This window comes from Glaciimonas sp. Gout2, from assembly GCF_035018905.1.
Classification (GTDB): Bacteria; Pseudomonadota; Gammaproteobacteria; order Burkholderiales; family Burkholderiaceae_D; genus Glaciimonas.
Map to the genome: position 1 here is coordinate 14,331 of NZ_JASJXA010000006.1, position 17,831 is coordinate 32,161.

At 50.4% G+C, this 17,831-nt stretch carries 14 protein-coding genes; 7 read left to right on the forward strand and 7 right to left on the reverse strand.

Annotated elements, in window-relative coordinates; all coding sequences use genetic code 11:
- Positions 1 to 7 precede the first annotated feature (7 nt).
- Positions 8 to 820 (reverse strand): ABC transporter ATP-binding protein, encoded by an 813-nt coding sequence (locus QN379_RS06225; protein WP_323506254.1) that lies wholly within the window; start codon positions 818 to 820, stop codon positions 8 to 10.
- On the reverse strand, positions 820 to 1,893 hold the full coding sequence (locus QN379_RS06230) for an MlaE family ABC transporter permease (RefSeq protein WP_416348531.1): 1,074 nt from the start codon (positions 1,891 to 1,893) through the stop codon (positions 820 to 822). Before QN379_RS06230 ends, QN379_RS06225 begins: the two co-directional genes overlap by 1 nt.
- Positions 1,894 to 2,152: 259 nt before the next feature.
- On the opposite strand from QN379_RS06230, the gene QN379_RS06235 reads away from it, so the two are divergent.
- Genes QN379_RS06235 through QN379_RS06245 form a run of 3 tightly spaced genes read left to right on the forward strand, consistent with a single transcriptional unit; the run spans position 2,153 to position 4,703 of the window.
- Complete coding sequence (locus QN379_RS06235) at positions 2,153 to 3,103, forward strand: biotin--[acetyl-CoA-carboxylase] ligase (RefSeq protein ID WP_322234789.1); 951 nt, start codon at positions 2,153 to 2,155, stop codon at positions 3,101 to 3,103.
- Positions 3,104 to 3,105: 2 nt separating this feature from the next.
- Positions 3,106 to 3,891 carry a type III pantothenate kinase gene (locus QN379_RS06240; protein WP_322234787.1) on the forward strand — a complete coding sequence of 262 codons (786 nt, stop codon included), beginning with the start codon at positions 3,106 to 3,108 and terminating at the stop codon, positions 3,889 to 3,891.
- Positions 3,892 to 3,905: 14 nt separating this feature from the next.
- A complete protein-coding gene (locus tag QN379_RS06245) occupies positions 3,906 to 4,703 on the forward strand; it encodes an SPOR domain-containing protein (protein WP_323506255.1) in 798 nt (265 codons plus the stop codon).
- A 52-nt stretch (positions 4,704 to 4,755) separates the two neighbouring features.
- Here the strand turns inward: QN379_RS06245 and QN379_RS23675 are convergent, their stop codons facing one another.
- Both QN379_RS23675 and QN379_RS06250 read right to left on the reverse strand, forming a co-directional pair.
- Positions 4,756 to 4,971 (reverse strand): cysteine-rich CWC family protein, encoded by a 216-nt coding sequence (locus QN379_RS23675; RefSeq protein WP_416348530.1) that lies wholly within the window; start codon positions 4,969 to 4,971, stop codon positions 4,756 to 4,758.
- Between the two features lie 562 nt (positions 4,972 to 5,533).
- Entirely contained in the window at positions 5,534 to 6,190 is a 657-nt protein-coding gene (locus QN379_RS06250; protein WP_322234781.1) for a glutathione S-transferase family protein, read from the reverse strand.
- Between the two features lie 154 nt (positions 6,191 to 6,344).
- On the opposite strand from QN379_RS06250, the gene QN379_RS06255 reads away from it, so the two are divergent.
- Together QN379_RS06255 and argB are read left to right on the forward strand one after the other, a co-directional pair.
- Positions 6,345 to 7,568: a polyhydroxyalkanoate depolymerase gene (locus QN379_RS06255; RefSeq protein ID WP_323506257.1), complete on the forward strand. Its 1,224-nt coding sequence runs from the start codon at positions 6,345 to 6,347 to the stop codon at positions 7,566 to 7,568.
- Positions 7,569 to 8,090: 522 nt separating this feature from the next.
- Positions 8,091 to 8,993, forward strand: a complete 903-nt coding sequence (gene argB / locus QN379_RS06260; protein ID WP_322234777.1) for an acetylglutamate kinase — start codon at positions 8,091 to 8,093, stop codon at positions 8,991 to 8,993.
- Between the two features lie 127 nt (positions 8,994 to 9,120).
- Here the strand turns inward: argB and QN379_RS06265 are convergent, their stop codons facing one another.
- Together QN379_RS06265 and ycaO are read right to left on the reverse strand one after the other, a co-directional pair.
- Positions 9,121 to 9,837 (reverse strand): pseudouridine synthase, encoded by a 717-nt coding sequence (locus QN379_RS06265; protein ID WP_322234775.1) that lies wholly within the window; start codon positions 9,835 to 9,837, stop codon positions 9,121 to 9,123.
- Positions 9,838 to 10,018: 181 nt separating this feature from the next.
- Positions 10,019 to 11,740, reverse strand: coding sequence for a 30S ribosomal protein S12 methylthiotransferase accessory factor YcaO (gene ycaO / locus QN379_RS06270; protein WP_323506258.1), 1,722 nt, complete (start codon positions 11,738 to 11,740; stop codon positions 10,019 to 10,021).
- A 489-nt stretch (positions 11,741 to 12,229) separates the two neighbouring features.
- Here ycaO and QN379_RS06275 point away from each other — a divergent pair, with 489 nt between their 5' ends.
- Complete coding sequence (locus QN379_RS06275; protein ID WP_322234771.1) at positions 12,230 to 13,417, forward strand: acyl-CoA dehydrogenase; 1,188 nt, start codon at positions 12,230 to 12,232, stop codon at positions 13,415 to 13,417.
- 302 nt (positions 13,418 to 13,719) lie between these two features.
- Here QN379_RS06275 and QN379_RS06280 read toward each other — a convergent pair whose 3' ends face one another.
- Complete coding sequence (locus QN379_RS06280; RefSeq protein WP_323506259.1) at positions 13,720 to 14,340, reverse strand: DNA-3-methyladenine glycosylase I; 621 nt, start codon at positions 14,338 to 14,340, stop codon at positions 13,720 to 13,722.
- A 448-nt stretch (positions 14,341 to 14,788) separates the two neighbouring features.
- On the opposite strand from QN379_RS06280, the gene QN379_RS06285 reads away from it, so the two are divergent.
- Entirely contained in the window at positions 14,789 to 17,494 is a 2,706-nt protein-coding gene (locus QN379_RS06285) for a sulfite reductase flavoprotein subunit alpha (RefSeq protein ID WP_323506260.1), read from the forward strand.
- The last annotated feature ends 337 nt before the right edge of the window (positions 17,495 to 17,831 follow it).

Below are 17,831 nucleotides of genomic sequence, written 5' to 3' on the forward strand. Positions count from 1 at the left end.
ATGCTGCCTATCCTACTGTGTCCTGCTCACAATGCGCCGAGAGGAAGAAATTTTCTATAAAGGGATGTTTGATCTTCATCACCTGCTCGGGCGTGTCGTAGGCAAGAACGTGTTTATCGGCCAGCACAGCGATTTTGGTCGACATCGCCAATAACGATTCCAGATCATGGGTAATCATGACAACCGTCAAGCGCATATCCTTATGCAGCGACAGAATTAGTTTAACGAACGCTGCGGACGACGCAGGATCCAGGCCAGCGGTGGGTTCATCCAAAAACAATAATTCTGGCTCTAGCGCCAACGCCCGCGCCAGGGCAACGCGTTTAATCATGCCACCCGATAAATCAGAGGGCATTTTAAGCGCGTGCTCGGGACCAATGCCGGCTAATTGCAACTTCAGCAACGCGGCATCCAGAATCAGACTTTCCGGTAATGCACGCAGCTCACGCAGCGGCATCGCCACATTATCCAGCACCGTCAGCGCAGAAAATAACGCGCCCATCTGAAACAACATTCCCCAACGGTTTTGTAACGCAGCCATTTGATCAACGCTAGCTTTACTGATATCCAACCCTAAGACCGATACGGTGCCGCGCGTAGGTCGATTCAGGCCCAAAATTTGGCGTAAGAGCGTAGTTTTTCCAGAACCGGAACCACCGATCACGCCAACAATCTCACCCTGTTCAATCGTCAGATCAAGGTCTTGCAGAACAACTGTCTTGCCGAACTGGGTCCAGAGTTTGTCGACCTGAATGACCGGCTGCGGGGCTGGCGTTAATGGTCGAGTCGATAAAAGTGGATTGCTCAGCAAATTAGTCATCAAAATCCAACCCCGCTAAACAGAATTGCAAACACCGCATCAGCAAGTATCACAATAGTAATCGCGCTGACCACGGAGGTTGTTGTACCTTGACCAAGGCTTTCAGTGTTAGGTTCAATGCGCAAACCGAAATGACAAGCGACCAGGGCGATCAGTCCACCAAATACGGCACCTTTGCCAAGCCCAATCAGATAGTTGGGCAAAGGGACTGCGCCCGGCAATTGCTGTAGAAAATACGTCGGTGACAATCCGAGTTGTAACTGCGCCGCGGTCATCCCACCGAGTAATGCAATCGCATCCGTCCAGATCACCAACAACGGCATCGCGATCAATAAAGCGATCACACGCGGCAAGATTAAACGGAAGCCATGCGGCAAACCCATTACCTCCATCGCGTCGAGTTCCTGCGTCACCCGCATCACACCCAGTTGCGCGGTGATGGCAGAACCGGAGCGCCCCGCCACTAAAATGGCTGCCAGCAATGGTCCCAGTTCGCGGATGATACTCATCCCGAGAATATTGACGAGATAAATGTCGCCGCCAAAAGTGTGCAATTGCTGCGCGGAGAGAAACGATAACACTACGCCAATCAGAAACCCGACAATCGCAGTAATTCCCAACGCCTGAAAACCGATGTGGTAAATGTTTGCGGATATCTCTTTCCACGGTGCCCGACGCGGCGTGCGCACCATGCGGTTGAAGTCCAGGATAAATTGTCCGAGTAATGCGACGAAGCCGCTCAAATGATCCAATCCGACGCGCGCCCAATCATAAATGACAATCAACAATCGCCGTCGCGGTGGTGGCGGTGGCAAAGATAATGGCCCAGCATCTTCGAGGCGCTTGAAGAAATCCTTTTGCTGACGCGTAAGCACCAGCGAATCCGGGCGTTTTTTTCCCCATGCGTTCCACAATAATTGCGCGCCGATATGATCGAGCGCTGTAACCTGCGACAAATCCCATTGGAGAGATTGCCGTGCAGCGCGCCTTGCCAGCATTTTCAATCTTGACTGCAACGCTCGCATGACACCCGGTTGCGCCATCGCATTGACTTGCCAGTTTCCGCGGACCATTGCCACGCGTGTATCGACATTGACATCGCCACTACCACCGTCCTCGGTCTTGTTATCACCTCCATCATGAAGATGAGCGAGAGCGATCGCGGGGAGTTGGACATCGGATTTTGGCATGCATCAAGTTTAAGTGAGAATGGATACAAAATCTCGCCGCACCAAGACTTTTATACGCAAAATACTTATCCTCGTCTCCATCAATGGCAAATACACACCAAGAAATAATTGACGACAGCGCGCATCCGCTACAATGCGCGGCATGACATCTACTCTTTCTGCAGAGCGCATCTTTGCACTTTCGGCATCACTTCCCGATCACATCACAATTGAGGTCGTGGCTGAGACCGGCTCCACCAACGCCGACCTTCTGACGCTAATACAAAACCCGCAAGGGTCACAAAATGGGTCATCCGGTCTAAACGCGCACCACAACGGCGACGCGATTATTGGACCGATGCTGCGCATTGCCGAACAGCAAACCGCTGGTCGAGGACGCGCTGGACGCACTTGGCTTTCGGCGCCATCCGCTGCGTTGATGTTTTCGCTGGCATGGCGTTTTGATCGCCCCCTACAAAAATTGATTGGCTTGCCGCTAGCCGTCGGCGTGGCGATTGCTGACGGCTTAAACCAGTATTTGCACCAGACTTTTGGCGCGGCTCAAGAGCAGGAAAATGCAGAGACCGATTTCGGCATTCGATTAAAATGGCCTAACGATCTGCTGTTAGTGGACGGCGAGAGCGACGGCAAACTGGGCGGCATTCTGATTGAAACCGCGAGTGGCAGCGCTCAGCCCAACGGGTACGCCGAGCGTTCCACTTGGGCAGTGATTGGTGTCGGTATCAATCTTGCCATCCCGGTTGATATACAACAGCAACTTGAGCGCAAGATAGCCAATTTGCCAAGATCAGGACCCGATAGTTGCCCTGTCGAGGCTGATCGCAACGCGCTAATGGCGACGTTACTATCCAACCTGACCCACGCATTACAACAATTTCAAAACGATGGCCTCAACCCATTTGTGTCACGCTGGAATCAACTCCACGCGCATGCAGGACAACAAGTGGTTATTCTGGATCAGGGTAAGGTTTTATATGAGGGCACAGCGCTGGGGATTGATAAGATCGGTCGATTTTTGTTACAAACCGCGCAAGATGCGTTACCTGTCGCTATCATGGCGGGCGACATTTCGCTGCGGGTAAAGGAAACGTAAGAATGGGATTACTGTTAATTGATGCTGGCAATACGCGCATAAAGTGGGCCTTGGCAACTATTCCGACCCTCGGCCATGCCACCGCTCCTCCTATATGGCGAGACATTGGCTCTGTGGCGCATAACGAAATTGCGGAGTTGCTCGGCCTTTGGCGCGGCCTTCAGATAACGCGCGTGTTGATTTCAAATGTCGCGGGCAGTAAGGTTGGTGCACGTCTGCATGAAATATTGCAACTGGCCTTCGATAGCAGTATTTTGCCGGAATGGTTTGCCTCCGTGCCGCAGCTGGCGGGCGTTCGCAACGCCTATCGCAATCCCATGCAACTCGGTTGTGATCGCTTTGCTTCGGCAATCGGCGCACATCGGCTATATCCACAACAAGCCCTGTTATTGGCAACCTGCGGCACCGCCACGACGATTGACGTCATCAATGCCGACGGCACGTTTATAGGCGGCATGATCTTGCCTGGATTGGGCTTGATGGCGAACGCATTGGCGCACGGCACGGCACAGTTGCCACGCATCCTTGACCATGTCGTGATCACGACACCATTTGCGGACAACACCGAGGATGCCATCATGAGCGGTTGTATCGCCGCGCAGGTTGGCGCAATTTCGACCGCATTGACGCTGCAAACCCAACATCATCCGGGAATGGAAATAAAATGTATTCTTACGGGTGGAAGTGCTGGCGTTATTGCACCCTATCTGACATCGCCCCATGAAAGAGTTGACCATTTGGTCCTGACTGGCCTGTGGACCAGCATTGCCGCAGAAACCGAACGTTGAGCGAATAACACTTTATGTTGAAAATATTTTTCTGGTTGCTGCTATTAATCAACGCAGGTTTGTTTGCGTTACAGCACGGCTATGTGGAGGGCATCGGCCTCATCTCGAACGGAAGAGAGCCCGCCCGTTTAACTAACCAATTGCAAGCGGACAAAATTAAATTGGTTCCAGTAACCGAGGCTGAGGGTGAAAAAGGCAATAGCGCAAGGACCAACCAGAACGGTGTGACTAATTCAAATAGTGCAAATAATGCAAATAATGCCGCGATTACCTCAACCGCTAATCCAGGTGGTGGCGAGAAAGATGGCACAGACAGTGCTGCCAACAGCGCCTTTGCCTGCACTGAAGTAGGCAATTTCAGCGCTGCTGAAGCAAGGCGATTTGCCAGTCAGTTAGCTGAAGTCGCGCCAACCGTGCAGCCAATCCGCCGCCCAGTGCAAGAAATTGCCAGTTATCGCGTGTACTTGCCTTCGTTTGGGAGCCAAGACGCGGCGAATAAAAAAGGGGAGGAATTGCTCGGCCTTGGCATCACCGATTTCTTTGTCATCCAAGATGCGCCACCGCTCCTTTATGGCATCTCTCTCGGCACATTCAAATCTGAAGAGGCCTCGCAAATTCAGGTTGCCCGCCTGGAAGAAAAGGGTCTGATCGGCATACGAGTAGAAGCGCGTAAGGCAACAGCTGGCAAGGTGGCCTTCCAATTACGGCTGTTAAACGCTCAGACCTCGGCACAGTTAACCAAGGTCGTCGCCACCTTTACCCACAAGGAAGTGCGTAGCTGCGATGAAGCGACACTTCCCGAACGAAGTTAAGCGAAATCGGCACTTTTCGAAGGCTAAAGACTATTTGTCGGATTTAAACTTGCTACAAAAGCAATAAAATTTGTAAGCATTCCGGACAGCAGCAACCTGGTTGCGCTACATTTGACGATATTGTGGGCGTTGTTGCCAACATTAATGGCACAGGCATTAGCGCCGGTAGCGCCTGACACCAACAAGTCGACGCGCTGCGCGAAAGGACGCCGCAGATAAATTGCCTCTTGCAAACGAAACATTCCGCCATGTTGATTCCCCACTTCATTGCGCCCCGTTATTCTTACCCTCAATGGGTCCCTTAACGCTGCTCTGCACGATAAAGTATCCCACAGGAATCAGCGAATACCCAACACACTAGCGGCGATTGCCTCTTGTTTTGCCGCAAATTAGCAAATTCATTGGCGCTTGTCCGCAGCAAAATCTCATAAGAACTACGAAAAAAGAAATTCACGTTGCCGACCTGGACCGTGTGTAAGCGGATGTCATTTTCACGCACCATATTGGCACCCATCATGCATCCAAAAGGAGCGTCTGATTGCACCATGATAAGGCAACTCTACTCTTCAGTATCAAAGAGGCGTAGCGCTTTTTTACCTATGAAGGGAAATAATGAAACCAAGGAAACGCAAAGGAAATTCGACAGAATCAATGCAGTCAAAAAAATCCCACCTTGACTAAAGAATGAGATTTTTTAGCGTCATTTTTACGCTGGCAATGGACTATTCAGAGACATTAAAGCGCGATGTCAGGTATCGGCCCTAAAGAATAAAAGAACAATCACAAAAGAAAATACAGAACTAGATGCCTATACGGCAATTAATCAATGATTAAAACTCAGCATCGAGTTCCTCAATCTCGACCGGTTCCAACTTCGCCGCTTCCACCCATTCTTGCACTTGCGGCAAAGCCATAATACATTCGCAATAGGCTGCACAAACGGCGTCCAACTTGACGTTGTATGTCAAAAAGCGCGTTACCACTGGCGCATACATAGCGTCTGCTATACACGGTGTCGCGCCAAACAGATATGGTCCGCCATACGTATTAAAGCATTCGTGCCAAATGGTGACAATGCGATCAATATCGGCTTGCGCTCTCGCCCAAACCTTGAATTCCTTAAATTGGCCCCGCAAATTCATTGGCAACGCGGAACGCAGAGCAGAAAATCCTGAATGCATTTCACCGCAAACGGCGCGACAATGGGCACGCGCACCGCGGTCAGCTGGCAGTAAACCCGCCTTAGGCTTGATTTCATGTAAATATTCGCCTATCGCGAGGGTATCCCACACTTTAACCCCGTCATGCAACAAACAAGGTACCAACATCGACGGTGCCAGTAATAGGATTTCGGCACGCATAGCCGGATCATCAAGCGATATGATCTGCTCATCAAATGGCAGTTTGGAGAATTTAACCAGTAGCCAGCCGCGCATCGACCACGACGAATAATTCTTGCTGCTGATGGAGAGAGTAGCTTGTGCCATGATGCAGATTCCCTAGTCATTAACGCATGTGGGCGGAGTCGCTCGATAAACAACAATTTCAGAAACAGCTCAGCAAACTTCATGCCAGAAATTCGATGGCCTGCAACTTGCTAATGCCTTTCAGCATCGCCCACTCTCGGGCAAGGGAGCACTCATGAAGTATCAAGTCTATCAAGCGCATTCCGACATGATGGCGGGGATGCGTTTATTTACACAGGCCGCCGTCACGGCCATGTCCCACCCTTTTTTAAGTGCGGCTCCAGGCGTTCGTAAACTTTCTGCAGCTTATGAGATGTTTGCAAGCACTGAAGTTACCCACACCCGACCCGACTTTCGCCTCAACACCATACACGTAGGCGAAGGAGATAGCACTCACGACGTACTGGTGCATGAAGAAGTCGCGCACGTCATGCCGTTCTGCACCTTGCTGCATTTTAAGAAAGAGGGCGTGACCGATCAGCCGCGCGTACTCATCGTCGCACCCATGTCCGGCCATTTCGCGACGTTGCTGCGTGAAACTGCGCGCACTATGCTGGCGGATCACGACGTCTACATCACCGACTGGCACAATGCCCGGGACGTACCGTTAGATGCTGGCCCTTTTGGCATGAGCGAATACGCACTTTATCTCATCGCATTTCTAGAGGTGATGGGCCCGGGATCGCATATGGTGGCAATCTGCCAGCCTTGTGTATCCGCTCTGGTTGCCACTGCCATCATGGCCGAAGATGGTAATCCCGCCCAACCGCGTAGCCTGACACTCATGGCCGGGCCAATTGACACCCGGGTCAATCCGACCGGAGTGAACGAACTGGCCACCAGCAAGCCATTTGAATGGTTTGAAAAGAACCTGATTAGTACCGTCCCGCAGCGCCATCCCGGCGGCGGGCGCCGTGTGTATCCCGGATTCCTGCAGCTTTCCGCGTTCATGAGCATGAACCTTAAACGCCACGTGAATGCATTTAAAGGGCTGTACTCCGATTTGGCGGAAGGCGCGCTGGAAAAAGCCAACACCACTCGCACCTTTTACCAAGAGTATTTCGCGGTGCTAGATATGACAGAAGAGTTTTATCTGGACACAATACGCGATGTGTTTCAGGAGTACGCGTTGCCGTTGGGCAAGCTGGAATGTGCTGGACGCCTGATCAAACCCGCGGCGATCAAACGCACCGCTCTGTTGACCGTAGAAGGAGAACATGACGACATCTGCGCAATCGGGCAAACGATGGCTGCGCACGACCTTTGCAGCGGCATTCCGGGCTACATGAAGTCACACCACATGCAAACCGGTGTCGGACATTACGGCGTGTTTAGCGGACGACGCTGGAACAAAGAAGTCTATCCGATCGTCCGTGAAATGATCCACGTCAGCCAATGACGGATGTAAATCTGCAATGCTGATTGCACCGGGTGTGCTGCGATCCCTCACACCCGGAGTTAATACAATACCAAGAAAGTACACATCGTTGCCATAACCAGTACATTTTAGGCAAGGCATGAAATGTGTAAATGCTGGCGCGCCACCGCATTTTTTACTTCAACCCGCCCCCGACCCGCACCACATTATCCTCTACGATGAATGCGCTCAGCTTTGGTCGTGACGCCTTGCATCAAACTTTGACATCAATTCGGTTAATAATTATTTAGCAATAAAATTGATCGATGTAATCCTCCTTTGCGCCGTCATTTATCAGCGATTATCCCGATCAAAAAGGGTGATTGTGTGTTTTATCCGAACATCCCTGCTTTGCACCCAACAAGCTCCGACTTTTCCATGTAAAATCGCGCCCATTGCCGCACACCTAATTGCGGATTGCTGTTGGCCAATTTTGACCTCGCAGACATCCACGCTTATCCACGGCTCTTTGCTCACCTTTTTCAGACTATCGCAGGATATCCCATGCTCGACTTGACCGATGAACTTGCCAACATTCCTCCAAAAGTAAAAGCCGGAATTCTGGCAGAGGCATTACCGTATATCCGAAAATTTCACGGCAAAACCATTGTCGTCAAATACGGCGGCAATGCGATGACAGACGAACGCCTTAAACATGGCTTCGCCCGCGACGTGATTTTGTTAAAACTGGTCGGCATGAATCCGGTAGTCGTGCACGGCGGCGGTCCGCAAATCGAAAACGCACTCAAAAAAATCGGCAAGCAAGGTATCTTTGTTCAGGGCCATCGGGTCACCGACGAAGAAACCATGGAAGTCGTCGAGTGGGTATTAGGTGGCGAAGTGCAGCAAGATATCGTGATGTTAATTAATCACTACGGCGGTCAGGCAGTTGGCTTAACCGGCAAAGACGGCGGTCTGATTAGGGCACGCAGGATGAAAATGCCGGACAAGCAAAATCCAGGACAGTTTCTGGATATTGGCTTCGTCGGTGAAATCGAGGCAATCAATCCTGCCGTGGTAAAAGCGTTGCAGGACGATGCCTTCATTCCTATTATTTCGCCAATCGGTTTCGGCGCAGACGGTCAGGCTTACAATATTAATGCCGATGTCGTAGCGGGCAAAATAGCGGAAATCCTGCACGCAGAAAAATTGATCATGATGACCAATATCGCTGGTGTTCAGGATAAAGAAGGCAATCTGGTAACGGATTTGTCAGCACGCGAAATTGACGAAATGTTTGAAGACGGCACCATCTCTGGCGGTATGCTTCCAAAAATTTCGTCGGCGCTGGATGCCGCCAAAGCTGGCGTCAACGCAGTCCATATTATCGACGGTCGCATTGAACACTCATTGCTGCTAGAAGTCTTGAGTGAGCAGGCTTTCGGCACCATGATCCGTTCGCATTGATCTAAATATGCATTCCGTTGGCGAATCTCTTCCAAGATTGCTAATGACAGAATGAGCAAAACAAAATAGGGAGAAAAAGCCAAACGCTTTTCTCCCTATTTTTTTAGCCGCGGTTTTAGGATCAATCTCAGGCCGGTATCAGCAATGCCCGTTGTTCCGGCGTCAAATAACACCAATCCCCTTCTTCCAACGCCAGAGAGGCCAGCGTCATTGCACCAATTGCCGTGCGTTCCAGCGCGACGCAATGATTTCCGGCTGCGGCCAACATGCGCTTAACCTGATGATATTTACCTTGCTCAAGCACGATCTCAATATGTTTATCGTCAATCATGGCGCAACTGACCGCCTTCAACGGAGCCGGCTCATCGTTTAATTGCACGCCATCTAACAATTGCGCGACCAGTTCTGGTGTCACCGGATCGTGCGTGGTCGCGACATACACTTTAGGAACATGGCGCTTCGGCGAAGATTGCGCATGAATAAAAGTGCCGTCGTCCGACATCAACAGCAAACCCGTCGTGTCATGATCCAGGCGACCAACCGGTTGCAGTTCGCGCCAGGTAAATTCCTCCGGCAAGATCGACAAAACGCCCGGATGATGACTCGGCTTACGGGAGCACTCAATATTCGGCGGTTTATGTAAAGCAATATAGACGCGCTCGCGATATACCCATTCCTCATCAAACAACACAAAGACCAAACCATCGGTTGCGATCTTGGCCCGGTAGTCGTTCACTACTTCACCATTGATGCTGATTTCGCCATCATCAATCAACGTGCGGCAATATTTGCGCGTACCGACACCCTGTGATTGCAGGATGCGGTCTAAGGTTAATTTGCTCATAGATTTAATTATTAAAACAGTCAATTTCAACCGCAAAAAGCGTGCGAATTACGTCGACAGAAAGCGCGAGGTCAAGGCGCTAGGTAGCCATTCACAGTCCATGGTAGCCTAAAAAAATCGCCTGTAGTCAAGGCTACAGACGATCTTGAATTACTCCGAGCTTCCTATCATGCTTATTGCCTCACTTAGCCACTTGTACCTTGGCATAAGCCGCCAACCAGCGCTGATGCATATCGCAACCTTCGAGATTCAGGCCCGGCGATTTGATACCAAAGAACCGTTGTTCACGATTCAGCAATGCATGCGCTTGCAGCACTGTTTCAGCGCCGTATAGGTGTTGCAAGGCGGCGGCGTAAGGTTTGGCATCATCTAAACCGATCAGGCTTTCGATGCAACGATAAACCAATTGACGGTCTGCGCTAATTTGATTGAAGTGACGTATCCAGTCACAGCCTTCACGAATCGCTTCACGGTCGCCGATGGCCAATGCCAGGAGCGTTTTCAATTCACCGACACGTAGTTCTTTCCACAACGTACCAACGTCGGCAACCAAACCGATCAATGCAGCAACTGGTCGCTGATCTGCTAATCCCAATTCATTCAATTCACCCAGCAAATCGGTGCATTCTTCATCGTCCAGATCTGCCAGGAACAGAATCGGTTCGCGGATTTCATTGCCAACGCTGACGTTATCCCACTCCAAATCTTCGACAGGGTAAATGTCTGACATGCCGGGTACCAGAATCCGGCACGCATAGACGCCCAAATGGGTGAAGTCGGCGATATAAATATCGTGACCCTTGGCATGAATGGCGGCGATCGACCATGCATAATCTTCGGCAGTGGTGTTGCTGAAGTTCCAGTCGCTGAACGCGAAATCCGGTGTATCACGCAAGAAGTTCCAGCTGATGATACCGCTGGAATCGACGAAGTGAATTTCCAGATTCTGTGAATGTGCAATTTCTTCCAGATCAAACCCCGGCTCCGGAAAGCCGCCTAATGCATCCAGCGCGCGGCCTTGCAGCAATTCAGTCAATGCCCGTTCCAAGGCGATTTCAAAGCGCGGATGAGCGCCAAAGCTGGAGAAACAGCCTTGGTCCGTTGGATTTAATAAGGTGACATTCATCACCGGATATTGCCCGCCGAGCGACGCGTCTTTGACCAGAATACCAAAGCCTGCGGCACGCAAAGCGCGAATCCCGGAGGCGATACGAGGATAACGTGCGATGACTTCTTCCGGCACATCCGGCAAGCACAGACCATCTTTGATGATGCGGAACTTGACGTCGCGCTCAAAGATTTCCGACAGTGCCTGGGTGCGTGCTTCGGCTTCCGTGTTACCGGCTGACATACCGTTACTGGCGTACAAATTGCCGATAATGTTAACCGGGAACCAGACGGTCTCGCCATCACGTTCGCGTACGTAAGGAATCGCGCAAATGCCGCGATCTTCGTTGCCAGAGTTGTAATCGACCAGCATCGTGGCATCGACTGTGCCTTCCGGATTATAGAATTTTTGCAATTCCGGGGTCAGCAAACCCGCTGGCCATGTTTCGCTTTCGTCATTCAGTTCAAACCATTTTTCACGTGGATAATGCACAAATGGGCCATTCGCCACTTTTTCACCAAGGTAAAAATGGGTCCAGAAATAATTACACGAAAGCCGCTCAAAAAATTCGCCCAACGCACTTGCACGTGATGCTTGTTCAGTCGCGCCTTTGCCATTGGTAAACAGCAACGGGCAATCACGATCACGAATATGCACCGACCAGCAACCATCGACTGGATTAAGCCATGATCGTTCTTCGATATGAAAATCAAGCGCCTCCAGCTTGCCTTGCATAGAGCTGATCGACGATTCTAGCGAGGCGTCTTTGCCGGGGATAAAGTGTTCTGTTGACATGTGAAATCCTGAAAAGGTAAAAATAGGGAGTGACGCGGTCGAGTAGCATTGCAAGGTGTCTCATGGCGCTATGACGGTGCGATGACGATGCGACGATATTGCGATGCAGTCGACGAAATACTGAACCGAACAGAAAAGTAGCAAAAATACAACTAATTTCCCTTATTTTTTGCGAATGACGTGATGATACTCGCGTCTATCCCGCTACGGAAACCGATCATCAAGATGCGCACAAACAAAATCACATACAAAATGATAATGGCCACGTGAGAGCCCAAGTCAAATCGGTAGATAAACAGATACAAAATACGTACAAATCGATTACCATAAAATGATCAAAGCGCCATCACGGCGAAGCTGCAATCAGCAATCTAACGAAATCTATCTATTCCAATTAGCCCGAAGTGAACCTGAAAATGCGGTCTCAAAACAACGACCAACAGCAGCGGTCAATATAGCAATCACGCAGAACATCAACCGGAAAATTACATGGCACAACCTAAAGCAGCTTTCAATTGGTCTGACCCGTTATTGCTAGATCAGCAACTAAGTGACGACGAACGCATGGTACGGGACGCGGTCCGTGCTTATGCGCAAGACAAGCTTGCGCCGCGCGTTCTGCTTTCGTTTCGCAATGGCGAAACCGATCCGAGTATCTTTCGCGAGATGGGCGAGCTAGGATTGCTAGGCGCGACGATCCCGACGGAATACGGTGGCGGTGGCTTAGGTTATGTTGCTTATGGGTTGATAGCACGCGAAGTCGAACGCGTTGATTCTGGTTATCGTTCGATGATGAGTGTGCAATCGTCGCTTGTAATGGTGCCGATCAATGCTTTTGGCTCCGAAGCACAAAAGCAACAATACTTACCCTCGCTGGCAAGTGGAAAAACAATTGGCTGCTTCGGTTTAACTGAACCAAATCATGGCTCTGACCCGGGCAGTATGGTCACACGTGCCAAAAAAGTTGACGGCGGCTATCAGTTATCAGGCGCAAAAATGTGGATCACTAACTCGCCGATTGCCGATGTTTTTGTGGTGTGGGCCAAAACTGAGGATGACGTGATTCGCGGCTTCATACTGGAAAAAGGCTGGAAGGGATTATCAACGCCAGTGATTCACGGCAAAGTCGGCCTACGCACATCAATCACTGGCGAAATCGTGATGGATCAGGTGTTTGTACCCGAAGAAAATTTGCTCCCGGGCGTGAGGGGCCTAAAGGGGCCTTTCACATGTTTGGATTCTGCACGGTTCGGCATCGCCTGGGGCGCACTCGGGGCCGCCGAAGACTGTTGGCATCGGGCGCGACAATACGTGCTAGATCGTCAACAGTTTGGACGACCTTTGGCGGCAAATCAGTTGGTGCAACTCAAACTAGCAAATATGCAAACCGACATCACACTGGGATTACAAGGCTGCTTGCGACTCGGCCGAATGAAGGATGAAGGAACCGCTGCGGTTGAAATTACGTCCATGATGAAACGCAATTCGTGCGGCAAGGCGCTGGACGTGGCACGGCTTGCACGCGACATGTTAGGTGGCAACGGTATATCCGATGAGTATGGCGTGATTCGTCATATGGTGAATCTGGAAGTGGTCAATACCTACGAGGGAACACATGACGTGCACGCATTGATTCTTGGTCGGGCGCAAACAGGGATTCAGGCGTTTTCCGGTTAAGGATCGATAGCGTGCACTAACTAACTTGCGTAATTTTTAAGAATGCGGACTTCAACTGATATTGACCCGAGGTGACGTTGGTGATTTTCAGGTGAAGTCTGCACTGTTACACACCATTCCCGATTTTACTTTTCGGCGAAACTTAACTGCTCTGTTCCAGCCACTCCTTTACCTTTTAGGACTGCCGTAAAACCATCTCAGCAACGGGCTTACCAACCCTGCCAACGAAGACAGTACGCTAATACGGGGCCGCCGAGGTGGCTAGGAAAGCACAACGCAGTTGGGGCGATTGACGTAAGCCCTCACTTCTTCTTGGACTTCTTCCCACTATGATGGCGGAAGCATTCACCTGTGTGATCGTCAACCAGACCAACGCCTTGCAGGTAAGCGTAAATGATGGTCGAACCAATAAATTTAAATCCGCGTTTGAGCATGTCTTTTGAAATGCGATCGGAAAGTGGTGTTTTCGCAGGGCTGGGATTCCCACTAAACCAGTTACCCCGCACTGGCTTGCCATCGACGTAAGCCCATAAAAAGGCATCCAATCCACCTAACTCATCGCGCAAACGCAAATAGGCTTGTGCGTTATTAATTGTCGCAGCGATTTTCAGACGATTGCGGATAATGCCAGCATTCGCCATCAATTCCGCCACCTTATCGGCATCATAGCGCGCGATTTTTTCGGCATCCCAATGTTCGAACGCAATCCGATAATTTTCACGTTTATTGAGAACAGTTTCCCAACTGAGACCCGCTTGCGCGCCTTCCAGATTGAGCATTTCGAATAACCGCGTTTCGTCGTGACAAGGCACACCCCACTCTTCATCGTGATACTGCAGGTAAAGAGGATTCTTGAGATTAGCCCATCCGCAACGTGTGAGATTGTCGATAATGTCCGCCGCTATTACGGGTTTGATCGTCATGGTGGTGTGAATCACTAAAATATAAACAAATGAGAACTGACGCTTAATCAATCCTACCGCCAACCAACTAGAAGATACGCTGCCTGATTATACTGAGAAACATAGAATAACTGTGTTTTTGTACAGTTACTTTAAAATCTGCTTTTACTCTTTCTTTATCTTTTTAAACGAAACGACCGTAACAACTGCCTTAAAACTTGGGGAGCTTACATAATGGTCGAACAGGTCTCGCGCTAAATATTCATTTAATGCGAATGATAATGATTACTATCCCAAGCTATAATGCCGCATAATAATCCCGAATAAATAACAAGGTGAGCATAGACCTTCCGATATGAAACACGTAGCGTTGCAAAATTGTCTGCATAAAAAACGCAATCTGCAATGCAACGACAACGGTCGAAAAATCTGCCAGCCACTCACCACTCTTCCCTTTTGATTCCCCGATATGGTTAAGAAAATCTTATTTCAAGTGCATTGGTTCATCGGCATTACTGCCGGAACTTTGCTCATGCTGGTTGGCCTTTCGGGTGCGATATTATCGTTCAGGGAAGAGTTGCTGGATCTTCTGAACCCCGGAGTGATGACGTTATCCTCTAACAAGATCACACCACTGACGCCGGATCAGTTGATCTTGCGGATACAGAGCGCACAACCATCCCATCCTGTCGCACAGGTGACGGTCTTCGCCGACCCACATATGGCGGCGCGGGTCAATTTTGCGCCAGAGCCGGGCGCAAAACGTGGCGAACTACGGTATGTCAATCCGGTCACTGGCGCGTTGCTTCCAGCATTGCAAGGTGATGAATTTTTTTCCTTTGTGGAACGGTTGCATCGCTGGTTCCTTCTTCCTAGAGACATCGGTAAAGTAGTCGCAGGAAGTGTCGCGCTGTGCCTGCTATTTCTGGCGCTGTCCGGACTATATCTCCGCTGGCCGCGGCGTCCGCTGGCGTGGCGCAACTGGACCAATATCAATTTTTCAATGACAGGACGTGCGTTTTTGTGGAACTTGCACTCGGTGGTCGGCACCTGGGCGCTAGTGATGTATCTAGTCTTTAGCCTGACCGGTTTGTATTGGGCCTTCGACTGGTTTAAAGATGGGGCAAATTGGCTGGCCAATGACACGCCAAGTGCCAAACAAATGCCATCTAAACAAGCCGATGGGATGCAAAAAACAGGTGCCGGACGCGGTGATAAATCTTCTGGACGACGCCAAAAACCGGACGATGCAACGGCTTCATCGAATGATTCCGCGAGTCATCTGGATTTGACACTGACATGGCAGGCGTTTTTGGAAGAGACGGCAAAAACCGGCGGCTACAGTAACGCCCGTTTGCGCTTGCCAGAACAACCCGGTAAGCCAATCCAAATTTTCTACCTCGACGCAAACCCGCCGCATGAAAGGGCCCGCAATCAAATGCTGATTCAGCCACAGACGGGTAAAGTTTCTAAAATTGAGCGCTATGTCGACAAATCTGCTGGCGGGCGCTTGATTGGCAGCGTGTACCCGCTTCATATGGGCAGTTATTTCGGACTAACCGGCCGCATCATCATGACGCTCGCAGGGCTCGGACTGCCGCTCTTCGGCATCACAGGCTGGATGTTATATCTGGATCGTCGGCGTAAAAAGCGCATGGTGCGCACCGAACGTGCCGCACTTGAAAACGTCACTGGCCCCAAGATCGATCCTGCTGGTTCCACGCGCGATAACGTAGTATCAACACCGCCACTGCCACCACTCCTGATCGCCTTCGCAAGCCAGTCCGGATTTGCCGAGAGTATCGCCTTACGCAGTGCAGCCGCGTTGCAGGCGGCTGGCGTATCGGTGTCTATACAGTCTTTTGCGACGTTGGACCCCGAGCGTTTACGCCATTTCCATCGCGTGCTATTGGTTGCCAGTAGTTTTGGCGAGGGCGATCCACCGGATAGCGCACGACGCTTTGCCCGACAATTATCCCCATTATCGCCATCCTCACGGCATTCTTTACCAGATCTGCGCTACGGCATTTTGGCATTGGGCGACAGCGCTTATCCACAGTTTTGTGGTTTCGGCCATACTTTGGATCACTGGCTACAAAATCAGGGCGCGCAAGCATTTTTTCCGATGATAGAAGTCGATAACGGCGATAGCGCTGCATTATCCCGTTGGCAGCATTCTTTAAGCGAAGTTGCAGGCACGACAATAGCCATTTCGGTAACTACGGAATCTGACGACCAACGTTCACCAGGTGCTTACCAATCATGGCGACTGAATGCGCGCCGACAATCCAATCCAGGCAGTCAGGGCGACCCTATTTTCCATCTGGAATTTTCCCTGCCGAACGCAATCCAAACGCATTGGATTTCTGGCGCATTGGTTGAAGTCAGACCACGCCATTCGATTGCGCGCGTCGATTTTTTTCTCCAACAACTGGCGCTGAAAGCGGCGACAATCATCACCCATAACGGCGAAGAAATCACACTCGGTGAAATATTGTCTGGGAGTATATTGCCGCATCACAACAACGAAATGCTGGCGGTCACCGCGCAACAATTAGCCGATCAATTACAACCGCTCGGCACGCGTCGCTATTCCATCGCCTCAATTCCAAACGATGGCAGCGTCCACTTATTAGTGCGTCAGGTTATGCATGAAGATGGTGTTGGTCTGGCATCCGGTTGGCTTACCGCACACCTTCCGCTGGGTTCTGAAGTAGAGATGCGTTTGTTGCCGAATCCTGCCTTCGAGTTGATTGCTGCTGACGCACCGTCCATATTCATCGGTAACGGTTCCGGTATCGCTGGTTTGCGCGGTCATTTGCGTGCGCGGGCGCACGCCGGCCAGCACACAAATTGGTTGTTATTCGGTGAACGCAATCTGGCGCACGATTTCTTGTATCGCGATGAAATTCAGCAATGGTTGACTGACGGCGTCCTCTCTGGCGCAGATTTCGCCTTTTCGAGAGATCAACCAGAAAAAATTTATGTTCAGGATCGTTTGCGTATGGCGGCGGATAAATTGCGCAAATGGCTCCAGGACGGAGCGGTTATTTACGTTTGCGGAAGTCTGGATGGAATGGCCGCAGGGATTGACAGCGTACTCACCGACATTCTCGGCGAAGCGGCGCTGGATGACTTGATCGCCAAAGGGCGCTATCGGCGCGATGTGTATTAAATAAAAGCCTTAGTGCCGCTCGAACTAACGTCGATGTTTGTTCAAAAAACAGCGCTGAAAACAGCGCTGATTGAGCACAGAAAAATAGTTGAAACAGCGCAACATCCCATTTTATTTGCCTTATTTTATATTCCGTTACAGAGACCAATACCGCTGATCCGGAAAAAATTGCCGTCCGTCTAAAAAGTTTTGTTTAAACAAGGTTTGCACGTATTCTTTTCCTGAAGTTGCGACATCAGACTTGCATCAAGATAACTTATTCACGCTTCCCTCTATATTGTGCGTTTGCCTGTTTAGCGACGATGCACGTTTTATCTGCATCTTTTTTATATCGTCC